Genomic DNA, 21,977 nt, shown 5'->3' on the forward strand with positions numbered 1-21,977 from the left:
GGGCCTAGGTCTTTGTTAACAGTCGACCGGTCCGGCCGCGCCCGCACCTGGTCCGTCCGGGGAACGCGCGCCGTGGACCTCTTTTCGGACGAAGGCCCGGCGCAGCCGGTGGTAGTCCGCGGCGGGATCGTCGAAGATCCGCCGCATCCGGGCGAGCTCCTGTTCGCGGTGGGCGGCAAGGGGAGTGACGGACTCCCGGCGCTCGTGCTCGGCCTTCTTCGCCGCGATGCGCGGCTGGACGCCGCCACGGGACGCCAGGTGAACGGCCAATCGGGTGATCTCACCGCCGAAGTCCGCGGGGCCGCAGTCGACGACCCGGTCGACCAGGCCCATGGCGAGCGAGGCGGCCGCGGAGAGGGGCCGGGCCTCGTCGGTGAGCCGTGCCGCCAGGCCCGCGCCCACCTTGCGGGGCAGGGTGTACGTCCAGTACTCCGACCCGTACAGGCCCATGCGCCGGTAGTGCGGATTGAGCACCGAGCCCGACCGGCACCAGACCTCGTCGGCGGCGAGGGCGAGCATCACCCCGCCGGCGGCCGCGTTGCCGCCGATCGCGCTGACGACGAGCCGGTCGGTCGTGGTGAGGACCGCCTCGACCAGGTCGTTCATGGCGTTGATGTTGGCCCAGGACTCGGCGGCGGGGTCGGCCGCGGCCTCGATGACGTTGAGATGGATGCCGTTGGAGAAGAAGTCGCGCTGCCCGCCGAGCACGAGCACGGAGGTGGGACGCGTCCGGGCGGCCTTGTAGGCGTCGAGCAGGCGGCGGCACTGGTCGGTGCTCATCGCGCCGCCGGGGAAGGCGAAGGACAGGACCCCGACAGGTCCCTGTTCTCGGTACCGGATGTCGGACCAGGTCCGCCCGCCCTCCGGTGCCGGCTGTGCGGGCGCGAGCAGTTCGGGGGGTGCCGGCAGTCCGGCCGGCGCGGGCATTTCGGCGGCCGCGGACAGTCCGGCCGGCGCGGGCAGTTCGGGCAGCTTCGGCAGCCGGCCGGCGAGGGCCAGGGTGGCGGGGAGCTTGCAGGCACGCGGCCGGCCGGGACCCGTACGGGCACGGAGCTCGGGGATCCACACCGCGCCGTCCGCCGTGGCGCGGCAGACGGCGCCCGCCCGAGTGGCGAGCAGCTCACCGGGCCGGCCGCGCAGGCCGTCCTCGGCGTGGCCCCCGTGCAGGAACCACTCAGCGCCGAGAAGGTGGTCGCGGACGCCGGGCTGTGAGTCGGCGGCCCGCAGGATGCGCAGTACGGTCTCCGTCGTGTCGTCGCCCCAGGAGATCGCGCGCTGCTCCTGACGGAGCGTGGGACGGGCGTGGATCACGCCGGTCTGCGGCTGCGGCGTGGCCCCGGCGGCGACCCGCTCGACGGCGAGGAGCACGGCGGTCACGGCGGCGTCGGACAGCTCGTTGCGGTACAGATCGCTCTTGCCGACCTCCGGGACGCGGAAGGAGACGGACGCCCAGACGGCACCGGCGTCCATCTCCTCCTCGGCCTGGAGGACGGTCACGCCCCACTCGGCAACGCCTTCCTGGATCGCCCGGTCGAGCGACGAGGGCCCCCGGTCACCGACCGGCCCCGGGTGCACGATCAGACAACGGTGCGCGCTCCACACGTCCCTCGGCACGACGGCCTTCAGCATGGGGGCGACGACCAGGTCGGGCGCGTGGCGCGCGACGGCGTCGCGCATGGCGGCCCCGTCGGGCGTGACCTCCACGGGGACGGTGTGCCCGCGGTCGCGCAGCTCGACCAGAACGCGCTGGGTGAGGCTGTTGAAGCTGCTGGCGATGAGCAGAATGCGCATGGCGTCCCTTCCGGGTTGCGGTGGCCGGTACGGCCCCGGGGACGCGGGTCGACCGACCGCCAGCGATCATCGAGCACCACGGGCGGCGGAGGCGGACGACGGAGCCCGCACCTCACCCGTACGAGGGGCGCGTCCGACCGATTGGCGGGGCGGGCGCACGGCGGAGGCGGCCGGACCGGGCGTCCCACGCCGCTGCTTGACCCCGACGCGACGTCAGGGTTTCTACTGAGGGCATCGTGCGCCGGCCGGTCTCCCGAGCGAAGGGCCCCTCCATGGACATGACCCCTGCGACGAACATGGCCCTGATGCGCACCGCCGACAAGACGTCCCGGAGAGGTCGGACCGCTGAGGCGGTCCGGTCCGGGTGATGGGATCCACCGCCCTGTGGCTGCTCAGATACGTGCGGACCGGCACGCTCGTCCCGGACGCTCGGCCCCCCGCGGGCGGGATACGCCCCCATGCGACGATCGTGGTACGCAGCGGCAGGACGGCCGCCCGTGGTGCACGGGGCGGGACGCCTTCCCCACCAGCCGGCCGACCTCATGGGCTCCCGACCACGTCCCCTTCGACTTCGTGATGGGCATCGGCCACCGCGATCGGGCGCTGTCCTTGCTCGAGAGCCCGTACCTGGTCGAGGAATGGGGCCTGCCCAAGGACGTGGTGCTGATCTCGGGGGACGGCCACTCCTGGATCGGCCTGGACTACCGCGCCTGCGGCCGGCACGGAGAGCCGTCCGTTGCCTGGTTCGACGCGGACGACGACTCGGGACTGACCCTGGCCCCGGACTTCCGCTCGTTCATCGAAGGCCTCACCTCCCCGGGTTCCCCCGCCTGAGCGCCGCCGACGCCGTCGCGAGTGGCCCCGCGTACCGGCACCCGGCTCCCGTTCCCCGTTCTCGGGCGGTACCTTCACAATCTCCGCACTCCCCATTCTGATCGATTCGATCGCAATCGATCGATACGCTAGCGCCAAAGGCGTACGGTGACGCCTCCGTACCGCTCCAGGGGGAGCCATGCGACACCATGTCGACCATCGCCATGACCGGGTGCTCGAACTCGTCCGGGCACGCGGCAGCATCCGGGTCACCGAGCTCGCGGCCGAGCTCGGCGTCTCCCCCGTGACCCTGCGGCGGGACGTGGACGCGCTCGCCAACCAGGGCAAGGTGCAGCGCATGCACGGCGCGGTGGTCTGGCCGGGTGAGGGACGCGCGGAGGAGCCGGACCCCGGCGGCCGGGTGATCGGAATGATCGTGCCGACGACCAGATACATCTTCGGGGACGTCGTCAGCGGGGCTCGCAAGGCCGTCGAGGCCCAGGGGGGCCGGCTGGTGCTCGGCGTGTCCGGGTACGTCGACAGCGAGGACCCCGTCCAGGCCGAGCACCTGCTGACCAGCGGCGCCGAGGGGCTGCTGGTGGCACCCAGCTGGTTCGGCGGGGCGCCCGCCGACGGCCAGGAGGAGTGGCTGATGGCCTGCGAGGCGCCGACCGTGCTGGTGGAGCGTACGGCGCCGGCCATCAATCCCGCGGCCCTGCTCGACCGGGTGCGCACCGACCGTGCCCACGGCGCCGCGCTGGCGGTGAGCCACTTCGCGTCGCTCGGCCACCGATCGGTCGCCGCCGTGGTCCAGGAGGGCCCGCACGCGGCGGGCATCACGGACGGGTACACGAACGCGGTGCGGTCGCTGGGTCTGGAGACCGTCCCGGGCTCACCGTCCGTCCGCACGCCGGGAAAGGAGTACGACGAGGTCGCGGAGTACCTCGTCGAGGCCGTCGAGCGGCACGGCGTCACGGCGGCTCTGGTGCACAGCGACGAGGACGCGATCGTACTGGTCCCCCGGCTGCAGGCACGCGGCATCAGCGTTCCCGAGGACCTCGCGCTGATCGCGTACGAGGACGAGGTGGCCGCGCTGGCGGACGTACCGCTGACGGCGATCGCCCCGCCGAAGCAGGCGGTCGGCGAGCTGGCGGCGAAGCTGCTGCTCCAGCGGCTGGCCGAGCGGAGCGCGGGCAGGGAACCGGAGCCGCGCCAACACGTGGACCTGCTGCCGAAGTTGAGGATTCGGGCCTCGTGCGGAGCCCTCCAGGAGCCTCCGAACGCCGAGTGATCATGTTGATCGTGACTCGATCATTTTGATTGTCTTGCGCGTTTGCTCTTGACGGTGATCGAGTTGGCGAAAAAGATATGCCTCGTTCGCCTCTCTCCCCATCGAGGTTTCCGTAGGAGCCGTGCCATGTCGCGCAGTTCACGTTCGTTCCGTATAGCCGCCACCGCCACCCTCGCCGCTCTCGGCCTGTTCGCCAGCGCGTGCGGTGGCGGCGACGGCTCGTCCGACGCCGCCTCCGACGGCAAGCCGGTCACCCTGACGTACTGGACCTGGACAGGTGGCGCCAAGGCCACGGTCGACGAGTTCAACCGGACCCACAAGGACATCCAGGTCAAGTTCACCGAGATCCCCGGTGGCGCGGAGGGCTACGGCAAGCTGGCCAACGGGGTGAAGGCGGGCAACGCGCCCGACGTGGCGACCATCGAGTACCAGATGGTCCCGGAGTTCGCGAGCCAGGGAAACCTCGTCGATCTCACGGAGCACGCCGGTGACACCGTCAAGGAGAAGTTCCCCAAGGCCATCCAGGACCTGGTGACTTTCGGCGGCAAGACCTGGACCGTGCCGTTCGACGCCGCGCCGCAGGTCTACTACTACCGCACGGACCTGTTCAAGAAGTACGGCATCGAGGTCCCCAAGACCTGGGACGAGTTCAGAGTCGCCGCCGAGAAGGTCAAGAAGGCGGACAAGAACGTCCGCCTGGCCAACATGACCAAGTCCGACCCGGCCCTGCTCGCGGCGCTCTCCTGGCAGGCCGGCGGCAAGTGGTTCAGCACCGAGGGCGACGCGTGGAAGCCCGGAGTCGACGACGCCGCGTCCACGAAGGTCGCCGCCTACTGGGACGACCTGGTCAAGAACGACCTCGTGCAGACCTACACCGGCTGGAGCCCGGAGGAGACCAAGGCCAGGATCGAGGGCAAGACCCTCTCCATCCTCGGCGCCTCCTGGTCCGCGGCCGGCATGAAGACCAACCTGCCGGACCTGAAGGGCAAGTGGGCCGCCGCGCCGATGCCACACTGGGGCACCCCGGCCAGCGGCAACTACGGCGGCAGCTCCTACGGCGTGCTGAAGGGCAGCAAGAACGTCGAGGCCGCGGCCGAGTTCATCAAGTGGATCACCACCGACGGCGAGGCGGTCAAGGCCCGGCTCAGCGACCCGACGAAGCCGAGCAGCGCCCTGCCGGCCAACCCGGAGATGCGTGAGGTGGCCGCCGCGAAGTTCGACACCGCGTACTTCAACGGCCAGGACCTCTACAAGCTGGCCTCCGAGCAGGTCGACACCATCGTGCCCGGCTGGACCTGGGGCCCGAACCAGATGGACGTCTACACCGCCATCCAGGACGCGAGCGCCAAGTCCGGCTTCGCCGGCGGCGTCACCGCCGGCCAGGCCAAGGCCAGGACGGGCATCCAGGAGCGCGGGCTGAAGCTCGCCGAGTGACCCGATGGGGCCCGGCCGGTTCCTGACCCCGGCCGGGCCCCGTCGTCCCATCCCCGGACCCGCAGCGCACACCCGCCAAGGAGCACCCGTGGCAGCACCACTCGCGAAGGCCGCACCCCCGCCCGCGGCCGGCGTCAGCCGTACCGGCGGCCCGCGCACCGGCCGCACCCGTAACGGCAGTTCACAGCTCAGGCGCAACCAGCGCGCCACGGCCGCCCTGTTCATCGTCCCGTTCTTCGTGCTCTTCGCCGCCATGACGGCGGCCCCCATCGTCTACGCGGTGTGGATGAGCCTGTTCACGGAGCAGTCGTCCGGACTCGGCTTCGGCGGCAGCGAGCGGGCATTCACCGGTGTCGAGAACTACCTCAGAGCGCTCTCGGACGCGGGCTTCCGCGAGTCCTTCCTGCACATCGCCACCTACTGCACGCTGTACATCCCGGTCATGATCGGCGGGGCGCTCGCCCTCGCGCTGCTGGTCGACTCGGCCGTGGCACGCGCCAAGCGCTGCTTCCAGCTCGCGCTCTTCCTGCCGCACGCCATCCCCGGGCTGATCGCCTCGATCCTGTGGATCTACCTCTACACCCCAGGACTCAGCCCGGTGCTCGACTGGATCGAGGCCGCCGGCGGCTCGTGGGACTTCTTCAGCTCCGACCACGTGTACTCGTCCATCGTGAACCTCACCGCCTGGCAGTGGATGGGGTACAACATGATCATCTTCTACGCCGCCCTGCAGGCCATCCCCCGCGAACTCATCGAGGCCGCGGACATCGACGGGGCCGGGCCGATCCGCACGGCGCTGCAGATCAAGGTGCCCATGATCGCCTCCGCGGTCGTGATGGCCGTGCTGTTCACCTGCGTCGGCGCCATCCAGCTGTTCACCGAGCCCAAGCTCCTCGGCCAGCGCGGCACCGCCGCCGTCGACACCGAGTGGTCGCCCACCATGTACATCTGGAAGGCGGCCTTCCTCCAGCACGACTACGGCCTCGCCGCCGCCGCGTCCCTCCTGCTCGCCGCGCTCGGCGTCGTGCTCTCGTACATCGTCACCAAGATCGGAAACCGGTGGAAGGCGGCATGAGTACGCACACGGTCATCCAGGAACCCGCGGCCGCCGGGACACACGCCGGCGATGCCGCCGCCTCGGCCGGGCGCCGCGGCCCCCGCCGGAAGCGCCCGGGCGGCCTGCTCTCCAAGGGCGTCGTCAACGGCGTGCTCCTCCTCGCCTCCTTCTACATGCTGATGCCGGTCAGCTGGCTGCTGTTCGCCGCCACCAAGGACCACGGCGATCTCTTCGCCAGCGACGGCTTCGCCTTCGCCGACTTCAACCTCTTCTCCAACCTCGCCGCGGTCTTCACCTTCAACGACGGCATCTACCTGCGCTGGCTCGGCAACAGCGTCATCTACTCCGTGATCGGTTCGGCCGCCTCGACGCTGCTGTGCGTCGCCACCGGCTACGCCTTCGACAAGTACGAATTCCGGGGGAAGGAGAAGCTGTTCGGGGTCGTCCTCGGCGGCCTCCTCGTCCCCGCCACGGTGATCCAGCTGCCGATGTACCTGCTCGCCTCCAAGGTCGGCCTGGTCAACACGTACTGGGCGCTGCTGCTGCCCGCGCTGGTCAACCCGTTCGGCGTCTACCTCGCCCGGGTCTTCTCCGAGGGATACGTGCCGAACGAGGTGCTGGAGGCCGCCCGTGTGGACGGCGCCGGCGAACTGGGCACGTTCACGCGGATCGCGCTGCCGATGCTCTCGCCCGGCTTCATGACCATCTTCCTCTTCTCCTTCACCGGAAGCTGGAACAACTTCTTCGGCGCGCTGGTCATGCTCAACGACGACAAGCTCTATCCGGTCAACCTCGGTCTGTTCATGTGGAACAGCACCACACAGCTCCAGCCCGAGTTCTACTCCCTCGTGATCACCGGTTCGCTCGTGGCCGTCGTCCCGCTCATCGTCGCCTTCATCTGTCTGCAGCGCTTCTGGCGCTCGGGCCTCACCTCGGGCGCGGTGAAGTGACCGTGTCCGTACCGGAAGGCTCCGTCCTCGACGACGGCCACACGAACCCGGCGGCCTCCGCGCATCGCCCGCGCACCCTGCTGGCCATGGGCGCCGCGATCCACGCCCAGCTGCTCGCCGAAGGCGCCCTCGACCGGCTGGCGGGCGTCGCGGCCGTGGACACCGACAGGTTCGTCAGCGACTTCGGCGACGCGGACCCGGCAGCGCTCGCCGACACCGAAGTGCTCTTCACCCACTGGGGCGCCCCGCTGCTCACCGCGGACGCGGTGCGCGCGATGCCCCGGCTGCGGGCCGTCATCCATGCCGCAGGGTCCGTCAAGCACCATGTCACCGAGGCCGTGTGGGAGCGCGGCATCGCCGTGTCCACCGCGGCCGGGGCCAACGCCCTGCCGGTCGCCGAGTTCACCCTCGCCGCGATCCTGTTCACCGGCAAGCGGATCCTCGACAGCGCCCGGGTCTACCGGGAGGCCCGCGACCAGGTGCCCCTGCTGCCGTACTTCGCCGGCCACGGCAACCACCGCCGTACCGTGGGCGTCGTCGGCGCGTCCCGGATCGGCCGCCGCGTGCTGCAGCTCCTGCGCCCCTTCGACTTCGAGGTCCTGCTGTACGACCCGTACGTGGAGGCGGACGAGGCCGAGGCGCTCGGCGCGCGCTCCGTCGGTCTCGACGAACTCGTGCGGCGCAGCAGCGTGGTCTCCATCCACGCTCCGCAGCTCCCGGAGACACGGCACATGTTCGACCGGCGGCGGCTGGGGCTGCTGCGGGACGGTGCCACGCTCATCAACACCGCCCGCGGCTCCCTCGTCGACACCGAGGCGCTCACCGACGAGCTGCTGGCCGGCCGGATCCACGCCGTGCTCGACGTCACGGAGCCCGAGGTGCTGCCTCCCGGTTCGCCGCTGTACACGCTGCCCAACGTGCTGCTCACCCCGCACATCGCCGGTTCGCTCGGCAACGAGCTCGTACGGATGGCTCATTGGGCGACCGACGAGGTGGAGCGCTACGCCGAGGGTCGGCCCCTCGCCCATGGCGTGGGCCCCGACGAGCTCACCCGCTCGGCCTGACGCCCCCTGTCCGGGCCGGGCTGCGGTGGCCGCCGCCCGCCGCCCGGCCCCACAGCCGCCGCCCGGCCCGACGACCCCAGCCGCAGCCCGGCCCGAAGACCCCACAGGAACCGCCATGCACCAGCCGCACGAAACCCGCTACGTCGAGGACCGCTCCCCCGGCACCGGCCGGCTGGCGCCGCGGGCCGCCTTCCGCTCGGACGCCCCGGCCGTCGGTCTGGACGGCGCGTGGCGGTTCCGGGCCGCCACCGGGCTCGCGGACCTCACCGCGGGGTTCGAGGACCCCGCGTTCGACGACGCCACCTGGGACCGGCTGCCGGTGCCCTCCTGCTGGCAGCTCCAGGGCGTCGGCTCCCCCGCGTACACCAACGTCACCTACCCCTTCCCCCTCGACCCTCCGCGGGTGCCCGACGAGAACCCGACGGGCGAGTACCGCAGGGACTTCACGCTCCCCGACGGGTGGCCCGCGGGACGCGGCGTGCTGCGCTTCGAGGGCGTCGACTCGTGCTTCGCCGTCTGGCTGAACGGCGTCCGCCTCGGCGACGGCAAGGGCAGCCGCGTCCCCACCGAGTTCGACGCGACGGACGCGCTGCGGCCGGGCCGCAACGTCCTCGCCGTCCGCGTCCACCAGTGGTCGGCCGGCAGCTATCTGGAGGACCAGGACATGTGGTGGCTGTCCGGCATCTTCCGTCCCGTACAGCTGCTGTCCCGGCCCGAGGGCTGCGTCGAGGACTTCTTCGTCCACGCGGACTACGACCACGTCTCCGGCACCGGCACCCTGTCCGTCGACACCTCGGGCCCGGCCAGGCTCTCCGTACCGGAACTCGGCCTCGCCGACGCCGACCCCGCGGGCCCGCACACCTTCGCGCACGTCGAGCCGTGGAACGCCGAGCAGCCGCGCCTGTACGAGGGCGAGCTGACCGCGGCCGGCGAGCGGATCCCGGTGCGTATCGGCTTCCGGCGGGTCGTCGTCGAGGACGGCCTGCTGAAGGCGAACGGCCGTGCCCTGCTGCTGCGCGGTGTCAACCGGCACGAGTGGGATCCGGAGACCGGCCGGACGCTCTCGTACGAGACGATGCTGCGCGACGTGCTGCTCATGAAGCGGCACAACATCAACGCGGTGCGCACCAGCCACTACCCGCCGAGCAGCGACTTCCTCGCCCTGTGCGACGAGTACGGGCTGTGGGTGGTCGACGAGTGCGACCTGGAGACCCACGGCTTCGAGCAGGTCGGCTGGCGCGGCAACCCGAGCGACGACGAGCGGTGGCGGGAGGCCATGCTCGACCGGATGCGGCGGGTCGTCGAGCGCGACAAGAACCATCCGAGCGTCCTCATGTGGTCGCTCGGCAACGAGAGCGGCACCGGGGACAATCTCGCGGCGATGGCCGAGTGGGCCCGCACGCGCGACCCCTCGCGCCCCGTCCACTACGAGGGCGACCGGGACAGCGGCTACGTCGACGTCTACAGCCGAATGTACGCCGACCACGCCGAGACCGAGCTGATCGGCCGGGGCGAGGAACCACCGACGCGGGACCCGTCGCTCGACGCGCACCGGCGCGGGCTGCCGTTCATCCTGTGCGAGTACGCCCACGCCATGGGCAACGGGCCAGGGGGACTGAGCGAGTACCAGCGCCTCTTCGAGACCTTCCCGCGGCTCCAGGGCGGCTTCGTCTGGGAGTGGATCGATCACGGCATCGCGCGGCGCACCGCGGACGGGCGGGTGTTCCACGCCTACGGCGGCGACTTCGGCGAGCCGGTGCACGACGGCAACTTCGTCGCGGACGGCCTGGTCCTCCCCGACCGCAGGCCCTCCCCCGGACTGCTCGAGTACAAGAAGGTCGTCGAGCCGGTCACGATCGGCTTCGGCGTGGACGGGGAGGCCGTCGAGGTACGCAACGGCCATGACTTCCGGGACACGGCTCATCTGCGCTTCCGGTGGTGGGCCGAGGACGACGGCGAACGCGTCGGAGACGGCGTGTTCGACGTCCCGGTCCTCGCGCCCGGCGAGCGTGCGGACCTTCCTCTGCCGGAGCTTCCGCCGTGCAAGGACGCCGAGCGTGCCCTGACGGTCGTCGCCGAGCTCGCCGCCGCCGAGCCCTGGGCACCGGCGGGCCACGAGATCGCGTGGGGTCAGACCGTCCTCGCCCCCGCCGCACCGGCCCCGGAACCTGGCCGCGTCCTTCCGGCGGTATCGGGCGGCGGAGGCCGGCTCACCCTCGGACCTGCCGCGTTCGACGCCCACCACGGGCGGCTGCTCGCCGTCGGGGGGCTCGGCGTCGGAGCGCTCCGGCTCGACCTGTGGCGGGCGCCGACCGACAGCGACCTGCTCGGCGACCGGGTCGCCGACCGCTGGCGCGCCGCCGGTCTGCACCGGCTCACCACCAAGGTGCTCGACGTCGCGGCGACGGGCGAGGGACTGACGGTACGCACACGGACGGCGCCCGCCGGGGCCGACCACGCGGTGTGCGCCACCTACCACTGGCGTTCGGACGGCCGGTCGTTGTGGCTGGACGCCGGCATCGCTCCCGAGGGCGAGTGGCCCTGTCCGCTGCCCAGGATCGGCCTCGGCTTCTCCCTGCCCGGCTGGATCGACACGGTCGACTGGTACGGCCTCGGGCCCGGTGAGGCGTACCGGGACACGACGGCGGCGGCGCGGCTCGGCCGCTACCGGCACACGGTCGACGCGCTGCAGACCCCTTACGTCCGGCCGCAGGAGAACGGCAACCGGCGGGCGGTCCGGCGGGCCCTGCTCACCGGCGCTCGCGGCGGACTGCTGATCGGCGGCCTTCCCTCGTACGACCTCACGGTCCGCCGCTGGACGAGTGCGGAACTGGATGCCGCACGGCACACCGCCGACCTGGTGCCCGGCGACCGGGTGCACGTCAACATCGACGTGGCGCACCACGGCATCGGGACCGCGTCCTGCGGTCCGGGTCCGCTGCCCCAGCACGCGCTGGGCGCGGGACCCGTGGCACTCCGACTGGTCCTCCGTGCTCTCTGAGCGGACCCGGCAGCACAGCCCGCACACCGTCGGTGCGGGCCGCACGACCACCTCGCCCCGCACCGTCCGATCCGGAGGAAACCCATGCCCGTTGCCGCTCGCCGCCGCGTCCTCGTCGTCGGCATCGACGGTGTGCGCCTCGACACGCTGAGGCGGCTCGACACCCCCCACCTGGACGCCCTCGCGGCGGCCGGCTTCCTCGCGCCGCTCGTGGTCGAGCCCGGCACCCCGACCATGTCGGGGCCGTGCTGGGCGACGATCGTGACCGGGGTGACCGTGGACAAGCACGCCGTCTGGAGCAACGACTTCAGCGGCAACCGCCTCGCCGTCTTCCCGGACTTCACGACGCGGCTGCGGGATGCCGGCCGGCGCACCTATGTGGCGGCCGCCTGGGAACCGCTGATGACGGTGGCGAACGGCGGCCCCCTGTTCCGCGGCCCCGGCCGGGTGAGCTTCGTCGCCCCGGCGTCCGACGACTGCGAGGGCTGGGAGGAGGCCGACGAGCTGATCACCGCCGAGGCCGTGCGGGTGCTCGCCGAGGACGACCCCGAGGCGTCCTTCGTCTATCTGGGGGCGGTCGACGAGACGGCCCACATCCTGGGCTGCGGCGAGGAGTACGAGCGTGCGGTGGTGCGCGCCGACGAGCGGCTCGGGCGCCTCCTCGCCGCGGTGCGCGACCGGGCCGCCCACGCCGAGGAGGCCTGGACCTTCATCGTGGTCACGGATCACGGCCACCGTGACGAGGGTGGTCACGGCGGCCGTTCGGAGCGGGAGCGCACCGCCTGGATCGCGTGCGCGGGACCGGACGTCCCGGCGGGCGCGCGGGTGGGCGGGCTCCGTCACCAGGACGTCGCCGCCCAGGTGTTCGCTTCGCTGGACTGCCCCGCGGACTCGCACTGGACCCTGGACGGGCGCCCGTTCGCCGCGGAACCGCAGGCCGTGCTGCTGGACATGGACGGCACGCTCGTCGACACCGAGGCCCTGTGGTGGCGGACCGCGGGGGAGGTGGCGGAAGGGCTCGGACACGGGCTGACCGACGCGGACACCTCCGAGGTCGTGGGGCGCTGCGTGGAGGACACGGCGGTCCATCTGTGGCGGGTCTCGGGCACCGAGCGGCCGCTCGACGCCCTGGTCGCCGAGCTGGACGCCCGTTTCCTCGCGGCGGTGGAGGGCGAGACCGTCCTGCTCCCGGGCGCCCGGGAACTCCTCGGCGCGCTGGGGGACATGGGCATCCCGACGGCGCTGGTCACCGCCTCGCCCCGGCCCGTCGTGGAGTCGGTGCTCAAGCTGCTCGGCGCCGAGTCGTTCCAGGTGACGGTGACGGCGGACGACACGGACCGGACGAAGCCGTATCCCGAGCCGTATCTGGCCGCGGCCCGCGCGCTGGGCGTCGATCCGGCGGGCTGTCTGGCGGTGGAGGACAGCCCTGCGGGCATCGCCGCGGCGGAGGCCGCGGGCTGCCGGCTCGCCGTCGTCCCCTCCCTCGTACCGGTCGCGGGGGCGCCCGGCCGGCGGGTCCTGACCGGCCTCCAGGAGCTGGTGGAGCTTCTGGAGGCCGGCCGGGCGCCCCGCGGGTCGGAGTAGGGCGAGGGACACCCGGCCGGATGGTCGGGTGTCCCTTCCGGTCATCCGAGCCTGACGGTGATCCTCTGGGTGGCGCCCATGGTGCCGCTGAGGTCGCCGAACGTGAGGTTCAGCGAGGAGCCGGTGGTCGCCGAGGCGACCGTGGAGGGCTTGGAGGTCACGGAGGCCACGGCCCGGTTCCAGGTGAGGGTGAGGGCGGTCTGCATGCGCATCGGGTCGCTGACGCAGATCACCGCGGTGCCGTCGGTCTTCTCGGAGATCATGACGGAGCAGGGCGCGCTCGCGGTGAGCGCCCCGACGCTGCCGCCGAACCAGAAGTTGACGCCGGTGAAGCCCAGTGAGGGCACGCGCACGCCCTGCTGGTTGTCGGTGTTGGCGAGGATCTGCACCCAGCCGGTGTCGGCGGCGCGAGCAGCGGTCTGCGTGGTGCTCGCGCCGGGCATCAGGATGTAGGAGTACGTGCCGTTGGCCGGGTTGGTGCCGTGGTCGGCCCACAGGGTCAGGTAGCGGCGGGTGATCGGGGTGGTGGCCATGCCCCGGTTGATGTCGCTCCATCTGCCGGTGCGCTCCTCGCGCAGCGCCCTGACCGTCGCGCCGCCGGGGAAGACGTACCCGCCCATCCCGCCGATGTGCGCCCAGGTGGCCCCGGTCAGCGTCTCCGACCAGGGGTGACCCACCGGCTTCACGGTGCCGTCGACGGTGAGGGCGTGGGTGCCGCCCGGCCCCAGGTTGCGGTTCTCGACGACGGACTCGACCGCGGCGCCGTCGGTGCTCTTGATGCCCGCGCCCAGACAGACGATGGAGTCGTCCAGGCAGAACCAGGACTTCTTCGCCATCAGGGTGCTCTGGAGGCCCTTGAGGTACTGGCCGACGGCGGCCCGGTGGCCGTCGGTGGCGCCGCCCACCCAGTTGACGTCGGGCTTGGGCGCGCCCCAGTCGCCGCCGGTGGCGTCCGCGAGCGGGATGCGGGAATTGGTGGTGCCGGGCAGCCGGTAGGGGTCGACGGTGGGCCAGAAGGCGTCGCTGTACTGCCCGTTGGCGTAGGTGTCGCCCCACCAGTAGAGCATTCCGGAGCCGGTGTGCCAGCCGCGCAGGTTCTCGCCGTTGCCGGTCTCGTAGTGCGTGATGCGCTTGCCGGCCATGCTGATCGAGGCGGCCCAGCCGGGGCGGCGGTGGGTGGCCCGCGCCATGGACGGGAAGAGCCGGTGACCGGTGGGCTCGGCGATCGCGGAGACCGAGGTGTCCTCCGCGACGGACTTCAGCCGCGCCAGACCCACGAGGCTGAGCCAGGGGTCGCTCAGCGGCGGGCTGTAGTAGTCGCGCTGCATCCAGCCCTTGACCATGCCCCGCCAGCGCGCGTTCTCGGCGGCGCTCGCGCCCTGCCCGAGCAGCACGATGGCGGAGAGGATGCCGTGGCCGCGCAGGTGGTCGTCCGCCTGTATCCGGCCGGGGTCGTTGAGGGAGATGCCGCGGCTCATTCCGCGCCCGGAGACGTTGTCCATGACGAGCCCGTTGTAGAGGAACGGGGCCCAGGCGTTCTCGACCGCGTCGAAGACGATCTGCCGGTTCGGGTCGGTGACCGCCCAGGTGGAACCGGCGAGGAGCGCGAAGAGCATGCCGAGGCCGCCGAGCATGACCGCGCCGTAGGTGCCGGCGTAGGGGACGGAGGTGTGCTGGATGAAGGACCCGTCGGCGTAGAGGCCGTCGCCGGAGGTGACGTACGGGAAGACGGGCGAGAGCGCGTTCCGGCCGACGGTGACCTTGGCTGAGCTGCCGCCGACGATGCCGCGCAGGATCAGCACCCGGCAGAGGTCGACGCGGTTGGCCCCCGTGCTGGTGCCCGTGTAGCCGGCGACGGCCGAATCGGGGACGAAGTGGTCGACGGCACGGCAGTAGTTCGCGATCTGCGTGGCCGAAAGCTGGTCGTACATGAGCACGCAGGTGTCGAGGAGGGCCTGTGGTGCGCCGATCTGCCAGCTGTAGAAGTTCCCGAAGCGCGTCCGGCCCTCGTTGTAGATCCCGGCGTACACATGGTCGAGGCCGGCGACGATGTCGGCCGCGAGGGAGGCGTTCCCGGTCAGACCGGTGCCCGGCTGGCAGTAGGCCTGGGCCATGACGGACAGCCGGCCGTAACTGTCGTTCATGCGTTGCGAGTAGCCGTACGACTCCTGGTCGGTGTCCGGCTCCGGGTCGGCCCACACCAGGTCGGGCCAGAGCGACCCCCCGGCCGGAGCCATCGTCGACCGGAACTCGGCGGCGCGGGTGCCGAGCTTGGTCAGCATGGTCCTGAACGGCTCGGCGGTGGGGCTGAAGCCCTCACCGAGCATCAGGGTGCGCCACTTGGCGCGCAGGGCGCTGAACTCGTCGGCGGCCATGGCCTGTCCGGACAGCAGCGGGCTTCCGACGATGCCGACGGCGAGCGCCGTACCGCCGGTCGTCTGCAGGAAGGTGCGGCGGGACCAGGATCGCGTCATTGCGGGCTCCTGCTGGGTGAGGCGGACACTGGGGCGAGTGCCCGGGTGGGGGTGGCGCGTGGCGTGCTGCGACGGCCCCACGACCCAGGTTGGAGAACACTCCGGAAGCGCGGGAACCAGTCATGCCTGGCTGGTTCTAACACGCGCACGCTCAAACGATCCATACCGATGACAGAGTTGAGCGTTTCGATCGTTCCGCCGGTAGCGCGGTACCGCGCTACCAGGAGGGCCGACGGTGCACCCGGGTCGCGGTCAGTGTCCGGCCCGGATCATGTCCGAGCACTTCTCGCCGATCATCATCGTGGTGATGCACGGATTGACCGCGGGCAGGAACGGCATGACCGAGGCGTCCGCCACCCGGAGCCCCTGCACGCCCTTGACCCGCAGCTGCGGGTCGAGGGGGGAGTCGGCGTCACGTGCGGCACCCATCCGCACGGTGCCCGCCGGGTGGTAGACCGTGTTGTGCGTCTGGCGGATGTAGGAGAACAGCTCCTCGTCGGTCGTGGCGTCCGGTCCGGGCGCCAGCTCCGCCCCCTTCCAGTCGGCGAGCGGCGCCTGCGCTGCGATCTCCCGCGCCAGCCGCAGACCGTGGATCATCACCCGGATGTCGTGCTCATGGGTGAAGTAGCGCGGGTCGACCTTCGGCTTGTCCCGGAAGTCACGGCTCCGCAGCCGGACCGTGCCCTCCGAGCGGGCACGGGTGACGTTCGGCGTGAGGCAGAAGGCGTTGTCGGTGGTCGGATAGCCGCGGCGGTAAGTGTTCATGTCGAACGGGACCGAACCGTAGTGGAACATCAGATCCGGCCGGTCGAGACCCGGTTCGGTGTCCGCGAAGATCCCGATCTCCCACCACTGCGTGGACGAGGTGACCATGGGCTGCTTCGCTTCCCACATGATCACCCCCTCGGGATGGTCCTGGAGGTGCGAGCCGACGCCGGGGGAGTCCACCCGCACGTCCACGCCGTTGTCGCGCAGATGGGCCGCGGGCCCGATTCCCGACAGCATCAGCAGCTTGGGCGAGTCGATCGCCCCGCACGAGACGATCACCTCGCGCCGCGCCCGTACGGAGTCGACATGCACGGCGTCCGGCAGCAGGTACTCCACACCCGAGCAGCGCGCGCCGTCGAAGAGCAGCCGCCTCGCCTGCACCCCGGTGCGTACCTCCAGCTGGGGCCGCTTGCCCATCACGGGATGCAGATACGACACCGAGGCGGACGAACGGGTCCCGTCCTCGCGGCAGTTGATCTGGAACCAGTTCGCGCCGCGCACCACCGTGCGGCCGGAGTTGAACGGCACCGTCGGAATGTCGCACGCGGCACAGGCCGCCAGCAGCGCCCGGCCGCACGGGTCCCGGGGCGGCACCGAGCGGATCGTCACCGGACCGGAGCGGCCATGGTGGTCGCCGGGGCCGTCGTTGGTCTCCAGCCGCTGGTACAACGGGAAGCAGTCGGCCGCGCTCCAGCCCGTGCACCCCATCGTGCCCCACTCGTCGAGGTCCTCGGCCGGCGCCCAGAAGGCGATGCACGAGTTGTGCGACGAGCAACCGCCGAGCACCTTGGCACGGGCGTGGCGCATGAAGCTGTTGCCGTTCTCCTGTGGCTCCACCGGATAGTCCCAGTCGTAGCCGGACTCCAGCAGTGCCATCCACCGGTCCAGCCTCAGGATGCTCTCGTCGCCCTCGTCGGAGGGGCCGGCCTCCAGCAGGCAGACGGTGACCCCTGGATCCTCCGACAGGCGGGCCGCGACGACGGCCCCGGCGGTGCCGCCGCCGACCACGACGTAGTCGAACTCGGGCGCGGAGGGCTGTGCGGGCATGGTCTCTCCAGTACGAGATGTCCCCGAGGGGGAGGGAGCGCGGATCAGGGGACTTCTGCGCGGTGTTCGGCCAGCACGCCCGTACGGTGCCGCTGTACGAACCAGTAGTAGGCGAAGCCGCCGAGCGCCACGATGCCGACGAACAGGAACGCACCCCAGCGCAGGTACCAGTGCTGGGGCCCGGTCGCGTTGTAGACCGCGGCTCGGGGCCAGGCCAGGTTCAGGGACATGGCGGCGCCCCACAGCACCGCCAGGATGTTGATCGGCAGTCCGAAGCGGCCGAGCGAGAAGGCTCCCTCGCGGGGCTTCCAGTTCCCCCGCAGCCGCTGGATCAGCATGGGAACGGTGACCAGGAGGTACGCCACATAGATCATGATGATCGCGATACTGGTGATCACCGAGAAGATCTGCGGCTGGTTGATGTTGATGACCAGGATGACGACACCTACCACGCCGATCACGACGGCGGGGATCACCGGGGTCCGGAAGCGGGGGCTCACCTTGGCGAGCACCGATCCGGCGGGCAGGTTGTTGTCCCGTGCCATCGCGAACATCAGCCGGATGCCCGCCGCCTGGACGGCCAGCACGCACACGGTGATCGCGACGACCACGCACCACAGGAAGATCTCACCGATCGTCGCCCCGAGCGTCTCCAGCACCACGTACTGCAGGCCGCCCGTGCTCAGCTCCTTCGCCTGCAGATCCGGCACCGCCATCAGCGCGAACAGCAGGATGAGACCGCCGAGGACGAAGGACGCGATGAGCGCCCGCAGAATCGCGCGCGGAGCGTTCCGGCTCGGGTTGTGGGACTCCTCGCCGAGCGAGGAGGCCGTGTCGAAGCCGTACATCACGTACGCCGAGGCGAGTGACGCGGTGAGGAACGCCCCGAAGTAGCCGAGCGGATCCCCGCTGCCCAGACCGTACGTGTCGGTGAGCACCGTGCCGGGTCCACGGGTGATGTGCGCGGCGAGGAAGATGATCAGAGCCACGGCGGCGATCAGCTCGATGAAGACGCCCGCCGAGTTGATCCGCGCCATCAGCTGTACGCCGAAGGCGTTGACCAGCGTGGAGAAGAGGATCAGCACCGAGCCCAGCAGGACCGCGTTGGCCGCGGCGTCGTTCGCGCCGCTGCCGTCGCCGACGAACTGGAACCAGGGGTCGATCTGCGGCAGTGTGATCTGGTACGCCAGGGCCACGGCCGACAGGGTCACCATGGTGGCCGTCATCATCATCCAGCCGCCGAGCCAGCCCACGTGCGGGCCGCCCATCTTCTTCGCCCAGTTGTAGACCGAGCCCGCGACCGGGTAGCGCGCGGCCAGCTCGCAGAAGCACAGTGCCACCATCAGCTGGCCCACGAACACCATCGGCCACGACCACCAGTACGCCGGGCCGCCGAAGGCGATTCCGAAGTAGAACAGCTGGAAGGTGCCGGTCAGGATCGAGATGTAGCTGATCCCGGCGGCGAACGTGTGGAAGTTGCCCAGCGTGCGCTTCAGTTCGGGCCGGTAGCCGAGCTCGGTCACCGAGTCGTCGTCGTGCGCGGCGCCGTTGCCGGCACCGGGCCGGTCCGGGCCTGTCGGCTGTGCGGTCACTCGAACCACCTTTGCGCCTTGGGGGCGAGATTGCGCCAGATGTGCTTGGTCTCCTGGTATTCGGCGAGTCCCGCCGGCCCCAGTTCACGGCCGAAACCGGATTGCTTCATGCCGCCCCATTCCGCCTGCGGCACGTAGGGGTGGAAGTCGTTGATCCACACGGTGCCCGCCCGGAGCCGGGACGCGACCCGGTGTGCGCGGCCGGTGTCCTGCGACCAGACCGCACCCGCGAGGCCGTACATGGTGTCGTTGGCGAGTGCGACGGCCTCGGCCTCGCTGGCGAACCGCTCGACCGTGAGCACCGGGCCGAACGACTCGTCCCGGACCACAGACATCCCGGGCGTGCAGTCGTCCAGCACGGTCGGCGGATAGTAGTAGCCCTGGGCGAGTTCCGGGTCCGTCGGCCGCGCCCCGCCGCAGCGCAGCACCGCGCCCTCGGCCAGGCCCGCGGCCACGTAGGCCTCCACCTTGTCGCGGTGTGCTGCCGAGATCAGCGGCCCGGTCCGCGCGTTCTCGTCGAACGGACCGCCCATCGGGATGGCCCGCGCGCGGGTCACGATCTCGTCGACGAAGGCGTCGTGCAGGGAGTCCTCCACGAGGAGCCGGGCGCCTGCCGAGCAGACCTGTCCTGAGTGCAGGAAGACGGCCATCAGCGCATGGTCGACGGCCGCCTCGAAATCCGCGTCGGCGAAGACGATGTTCGGGTTCTTGCCGCCGAGCTCCAGGGCGACCTTCTTCACCGTGGGCGCCGCTGCCGCCATGATCCGGCGTCCGGTGGCCAGGCCGCCGGTGAACGACACCAGATCCACGCGGGGATCCTCGGTGAGCGGCGCGCCGGCCTCGGCGCCCGTGCCCAGGATCAGATTTCCGGCCCCCGGCGGCAGCCCCGCCTCGGTGAGCAGCCGCATCAGCAGGATCGCGGTGTGCGGGGTCAGCTCGCTCGGCTTCAGCACGAACGTGTTGCCCGCCCCGAGCGCCGGGGCGACCTTCCACGCGGTCTGCAGCAGCGGATAGTTCCATGGGGTGATCAGGGCGCACACCCCGACGGGTTCGTGCACCACCCGGCTGTCCGCCTCCGGGTTGCCGGTGGCGATGATCCGGTCGCTGCCGCCCGACGCGGTCAGATTGCCGAAGTAGCGGAAGCAGGCCGCAATGTCGTCCATGTCGTACTCGGACTCGACGAGCCGCTTGCCGGTGTCCAGGGACTCGGCCCGGGCGAAGGTCGCCTTGTCACGTTCCAGCAGATCGGCGACGCGGACCAGCAGCCGTCCGCGCTCCGCGGCGGGCGTGGCGGGCCACGGCCCGCTGTCGAACGCCTCGCGGGCGGCGGCGACGGCCGCTGCCGCGTCCTGGGGACCGGCCTCGTCCACGGTGGCGACCAGAGTGCCGTCCGCCGGGCAGCGGATCTCCCGCGTACGACCCTCGGCAGCGGCGGCCCACGTGCCTCCGATGAACAGCTCCGGCATCGCGCACCTCCGGGTCGATGGGCCGGGCACTGTCTGTGTGCTCCACCCCATGACACTAGGCAGCCTCGGCCGACCCCGCAGAAGGAACGCTCCGGGCTGGTAACGCGACCACCCCCCATGGTGGTCGCACGCACTCCGGCCGCTAGAACTATGGTGTCCCACCACATACGCCGGTGACCTGCATGTTTCTACGGTGTGGCAACACCAAGACGTCCCCGCACATCCCCTGGAAGTGGTGCACATGGCCTCCCCCGCGTCGGCTCCACCGGCCGAGTCGAATCTCAAGCGCATCGTCGCCGCGAGTCTCATCGGCACCACCATCGAGTGGTACGACTTCTTCCTCTACGGCTCCGCCGCCGCGCTGGTCTTCAACAAGCTCTTCTTCCCCGACTCCGACCCGCTCGTCGGCACGCTGCTCTCCTTCCTCACCTACGCGGTCGGGTTCGCCGCGCGGCCGCTCGGCGCGCTCGTGTTCGGGCACTACGGTGACCGGCTCGGGCGGAAGAAGCTGCTCGTGCTCAGCCTGCTCCTGATGGGTGGGGCGACCTTCGCGATCGGTCTGCTGCCGACGCACGCGACCGTCGGGTCCGCCGCTCCCCTGCTGCTCACCGCGCTGCGGCTGGTGCAGGGCTTCGCGCTCGGCGGTGAGTGGGGCGGGGCCGTGCTGCTCGTCTCCGAGCACGGGGACGCGCGGCGGCGCGGGTTCTGGGCCTCCTGGCCGCAGACCGGGGCGCCCGCCGGTCAGTTGCTCGCGACCGGTGTGCTCTCCGCGCTGACCGCGCTGCTCTCGGACTCCGCGTTCCTGGCTTGGGGCTGGCGCATACCGTTCCTGCTCTCCGGTGTGCTGGTGATCGTGGGCCTGTGGATCCGGCTCTCCGTCGACGAGTCGCCGGTCTTCAAGGCGGCGCTGGTCGCCGCCGAGGAGCGCAAGGCGTCGGCCGCTCAGATCGAGAAGATGCCGCTGGTCGCCGTGTTGAAGCACCACTGGCGGGACGTGCTGATCGCGATGGGCGCCCGCATGGCCGAGAACATCTCGTACTACGTGATCACCGCGTTCATCCTCGTCTACGCGACTCTCCAGGTCGGCCTCTCCAAGCAGACCGCGCTCAACGCCGTCCTCATCGCCTCCGCCGTCCACTTCGCCGTCATCCCCGCGTGGGGCGCGCTGTCGGACCGGATCGGCCGGCGGCCGGTGTATCTGATCGGTGCCGTCGGGGTCGGTGCCTGGATGTTCCCGTTCTTCATGCTGATCGACTCGGGGACCTTCGGCGCACTGCTGCTCGCCGTCACCGTCGGCTTGATCCTGCACGGGGCGATGTACGCGCCGCAGGCCGCGTTCTTCTCCGAGATGTTCGCGACCAGGATGCGCTACTCGGGCGCCTCCATCGGCGCGCAGTTCTCCTCGGTCGCCGCCGGTGCCCCCGCACCGCTGATCGCGACCGCGCTGCTCTCCGACTACGGCTCCTCCACCCCGATCTCCCTCTACGTGATCGCCGCCGCGCTTCTCACGGTCGTCGCGATCGCCTGCGCCCGGGAGACCCGCAACCGCGACCTGTCGGAGGTCGCCGAGGACGCCGCCCCGGCCCCGGCCCCCGTGCGCGCCGACGCCTGATCCCCTGCCGCACCACACGTCGAAGGCGCCGGC

14 protein-coding genes are annotated in these 21,977 nt (G+C 71.3%); 9 read left to right on the forward strand and 5 right to left on the reverse strand.

Annotation, left to right across the window (positions count from 1 at the left end; translation table 11 throughout):
- Positions 1-15: 15 nt before the first annotated feature.
- On the reverse strand, positions 16-1,791 hold the full coding sequence (locus ACFY8U_RS30495) for a hydrogenase maturation protein (RefSeq protein ID WP_389575474.1): 1,776 nt from the start codon (positions 1,789-1,791) through the stop codon (positions 16-18).
- A 384-nt stretch (positions 1,792-2,175) separates the two neighbouring features.
- Between ACFY8U_RS30495 and ACFY8U_RS30500 the strand changes: the two genes are divergently transcribed.
- From ACFY8U_RS30500 to ACFY8U_RS30535, 8 genes are all read left to right on the forward strand, one after another.
- Entirely contained in the window at positions 2,176-2,625 is a 450-nt protein-coding gene (locus tag ACFY8U_RS30500) for an SMI1/KNR4 family protein (protein ID WP_389575475.1), read from the forward strand.
- Positions 2,626-2,803: 178 nt separating this feature from the next.
- Positions 2,804-3,895 (forward strand): substrate-binding domain-containing protein, encoded by a 1,092-nt coding sequence (locus ACFY8U_RS30505; RefSeq protein WP_389575476.1) that lies wholly within the window; start codon positions 2,804-2,806, stop codon positions 3,893-3,895.
- A gap of 126 nt (positions 3,896-4,021) precedes the next feature.
- Positions 4,022-5,329, forward strand: coding sequence for an ABC transporter substrate-binding protein (locus ACFY8U_RS30510; protein ID WP_389575477.1), 1,308 nt, complete (start codon positions 4,022-4,024; stop codon positions 5,327-5,329).
- Between the two features lie 88 nt (positions 5,330-5,417).
- The gene (locus tag ACFY8U_RS30515; protein ID WP_389575478.1) at positions 5,418-6,404 is read left to right on the forward strand and encodes a carbohydrate ABC transporter permease; all 987 of its coding nucleotides are present in this window, start codon (positions 5,418-5,420) and stop codon (positions 6,402-6,404) included.
- Positions 6,401-7,336: a carbohydrate ABC transporter permease gene (locus tag ACFY8U_RS30520; protein ID WP_389575479.1), complete on the forward strand. Its 936-nt coding sequence runs from the start codon at positions 6,401-6,403 to the stop codon at positions 7,334-7,336. Before ACFY8U_RS30515 ends, ACFY8U_RS30520 begins: the two co-directional genes overlap by 4 nt.
- A gap of 86 nt (positions 7,337-7,422) precedes the next feature.
- Positions 7,423-8,400 (forward strand): hydroxyacid dehydrogenase, encoded by a 978-nt coding sequence (locus ACFY8U_RS30525; protein WP_389575711.1) that lies wholly within the window; start codon positions 7,423-7,425, stop codon positions 8,398-8,400.
- Positions 8,401-8,515: 115 nt separating this feature from the next.
- A complete protein-coding gene (locus ACFY8U_RS30530; protein ID WP_389575480.1) occupies positions 8,516-11,401 on the forward strand; it encodes a glycoside hydrolase family 2 TIM barrel-domain containing protein in 2,886 nt (961 codons plus the stop codon).
- 84 nt (positions 11,402-11,485) lie between these two features.
- Positions 11,486-12,985, forward strand: coding sequence for an HAD-IA family hydrolase (locus ACFY8U_RS30535; protein ID WP_389575481.1), 1,500 nt, complete (start codon positions 11,486-11,488; stop codon positions 12,983-12,985).
- A gap of 41 nt (positions 12,986-13,026) precedes the next feature.
- Here the strand turns inward: ACFY8U_RS30535 and ACFY8U_RS30540 are convergent, their stop codons facing one another.
- From ACFY8U_RS30540 to ACFY8U_RS30555, 4 genes are all read right to left on the reverse strand, one after another.
- The gene (locus ACFY8U_RS30540; protein WP_389575482.1) at positions 13,027-15,459 is read right to left on the reverse strand and encodes a polysaccharide lyase 8 family protein; all 2,433 of its coding nucleotides are present in this window, start codon (positions 15,457-15,459) and stop codon (positions 13,027-13,029) included.
- A 252-nt stretch (positions 15,460-15,711) separates the two neighbouring features.
- A complete protein-coding gene (locus ACFY8U_RS30545) occupies positions 15,712-17,274 on the reverse strand; it encodes a GMC family oxidoreductase (RefSeq protein WP_389575483.1) in 1,563 nt (520 codons plus the stop codon).
- A gap of 44 nt (positions 17,275-17,318) precedes the next feature.
- A complete protein-coding gene (locus tag ACFY8U_RS30550) occupies positions 17,319-18,866 on the reverse strand; it encodes an APC family permease (protein WP_389575484.1) in 1,548 nt (515 codons plus the stop codon).
- Positions 18,863-20,332, reverse strand: a complete 1,470-nt coding sequence (locus ACFY8U_RS30555) for an aldehyde dehydrogenase family protein (protein WP_389575485.1) — start codon at positions 20,330-20,332, stop codon at positions 18,863-18,865. The genes ACFY8U_RS30550 and ACFY8U_RS30555 overlap by 4 nt, the downstream gene beginning before the upstream one ends.
- Before the next feature lie 241 nt (positions 20,333-20,573).
- Here ACFY8U_RS30555 and ACFY8U_RS30560 point away from each other — a divergent pair, with 241 nt between their 5' ends.
- Complete coding sequence (locus ACFY8U_RS30560; protein WP_389575486.1) at positions 20,574-21,944, forward strand: MFS transporter; 1,371 nt, start codon at positions 20,574-20,576, stop codon at positions 21,942-21,944.
- Positions 21,945-21,977: the final 33 nt, after the last annotated feature.

This window comes from Streptomyces sp. NPDC012508 (genome assembly GCF_042902595.1).
Classification (GTDB): Bacteria; Actinomycetota; Actinomycetes; order Streptomycetales; family Streptomycetaceae; genus Streptomyces.

Excerpts from the sequence above, each read along its gene's own strand:
- ACFY8U_RS30495 (WP_389575474.1), bottom strand. The coding sequence starts at position 1,791 with ATGCGCATTCTGCTCATCGCCAGCAGCTTCAACAGCCTCACCCAGCGC.
- ACFY8U_RS30505 (WP_389575476.1), top strand. The coding sequence starts at position 2,804 with ATGCGACACCATGTCGACCATCGCCATGACCGGGTGCTCGAACTCGTC.
- ACFY8U_RS30510 (WP_389575477.1), top strand. The coding sequence starts at position 4,022 with ATGTCGCGCAGTTCACGTTCGTTCCGTATAGCCGCCACCGCCACCCTC.
- ACFY8U_RS30520 (WP_389575479.1), top strand. The coding sequence starts at position 6,401 with ATGAGTACGCACACGGTCATCCAGGAACCCGCGGCCGCCGGGACACAC.
- ACFY8U_RS30525 (WP_389575711.1), top strand. The coding sequence starts at position 7,423 with ATGGGCGCCGCGATCCACGCCCAGCTGCTCGCCGAAGGCGCCCTCGAC.
- ACFY8U_RS30530 (WP_389575480.1), top strand. The coding sequence starts at position 8,516 with ATGCACCAGCCGCACGAAACCCGCTACGTCGAGGACCGCTCCCCCGGC.
- ACFY8U_RS30535 (WP_389575481.1), top strand. The coding sequence starts at position 11,486 with ATGCCCGTTGCCGCTCGCCGCCGCGTCCTCGTCGTCGGCATCGACGGT.
- ACFY8U_RS30540 (WP_389575482.1), bottom strand. The coding sequence starts at position 15,459 with ATGACGCGATCCTGGTCCCGCCGCACCTTCCTGCAGACGACCGGCGGT.
- ACFY8U_RS30545 (WP_389575483.1), bottom strand. The coding sequence starts at position 17,274 with ATGCCCGCACAGCCCTCCGCGCCCGAGTTCGACTACGTCGTGGTCGGC.
- ACFY8U_RS30555 (WP_389575485.1), bottom strand. The coding sequence starts at position 20,332 with ATGCCGGAGCTGTTCATCGGAGGCACGTGGGCCGCCGCTGCCGAGGGT.
- ACFY8U_RS30560 (WP_389575486.1), top strand. The coding sequence starts at position 20,574 with ATGGCCTCCCCCGCGTCGGCTCCACCGGCCGAGTCGAATCTCAAGCGC.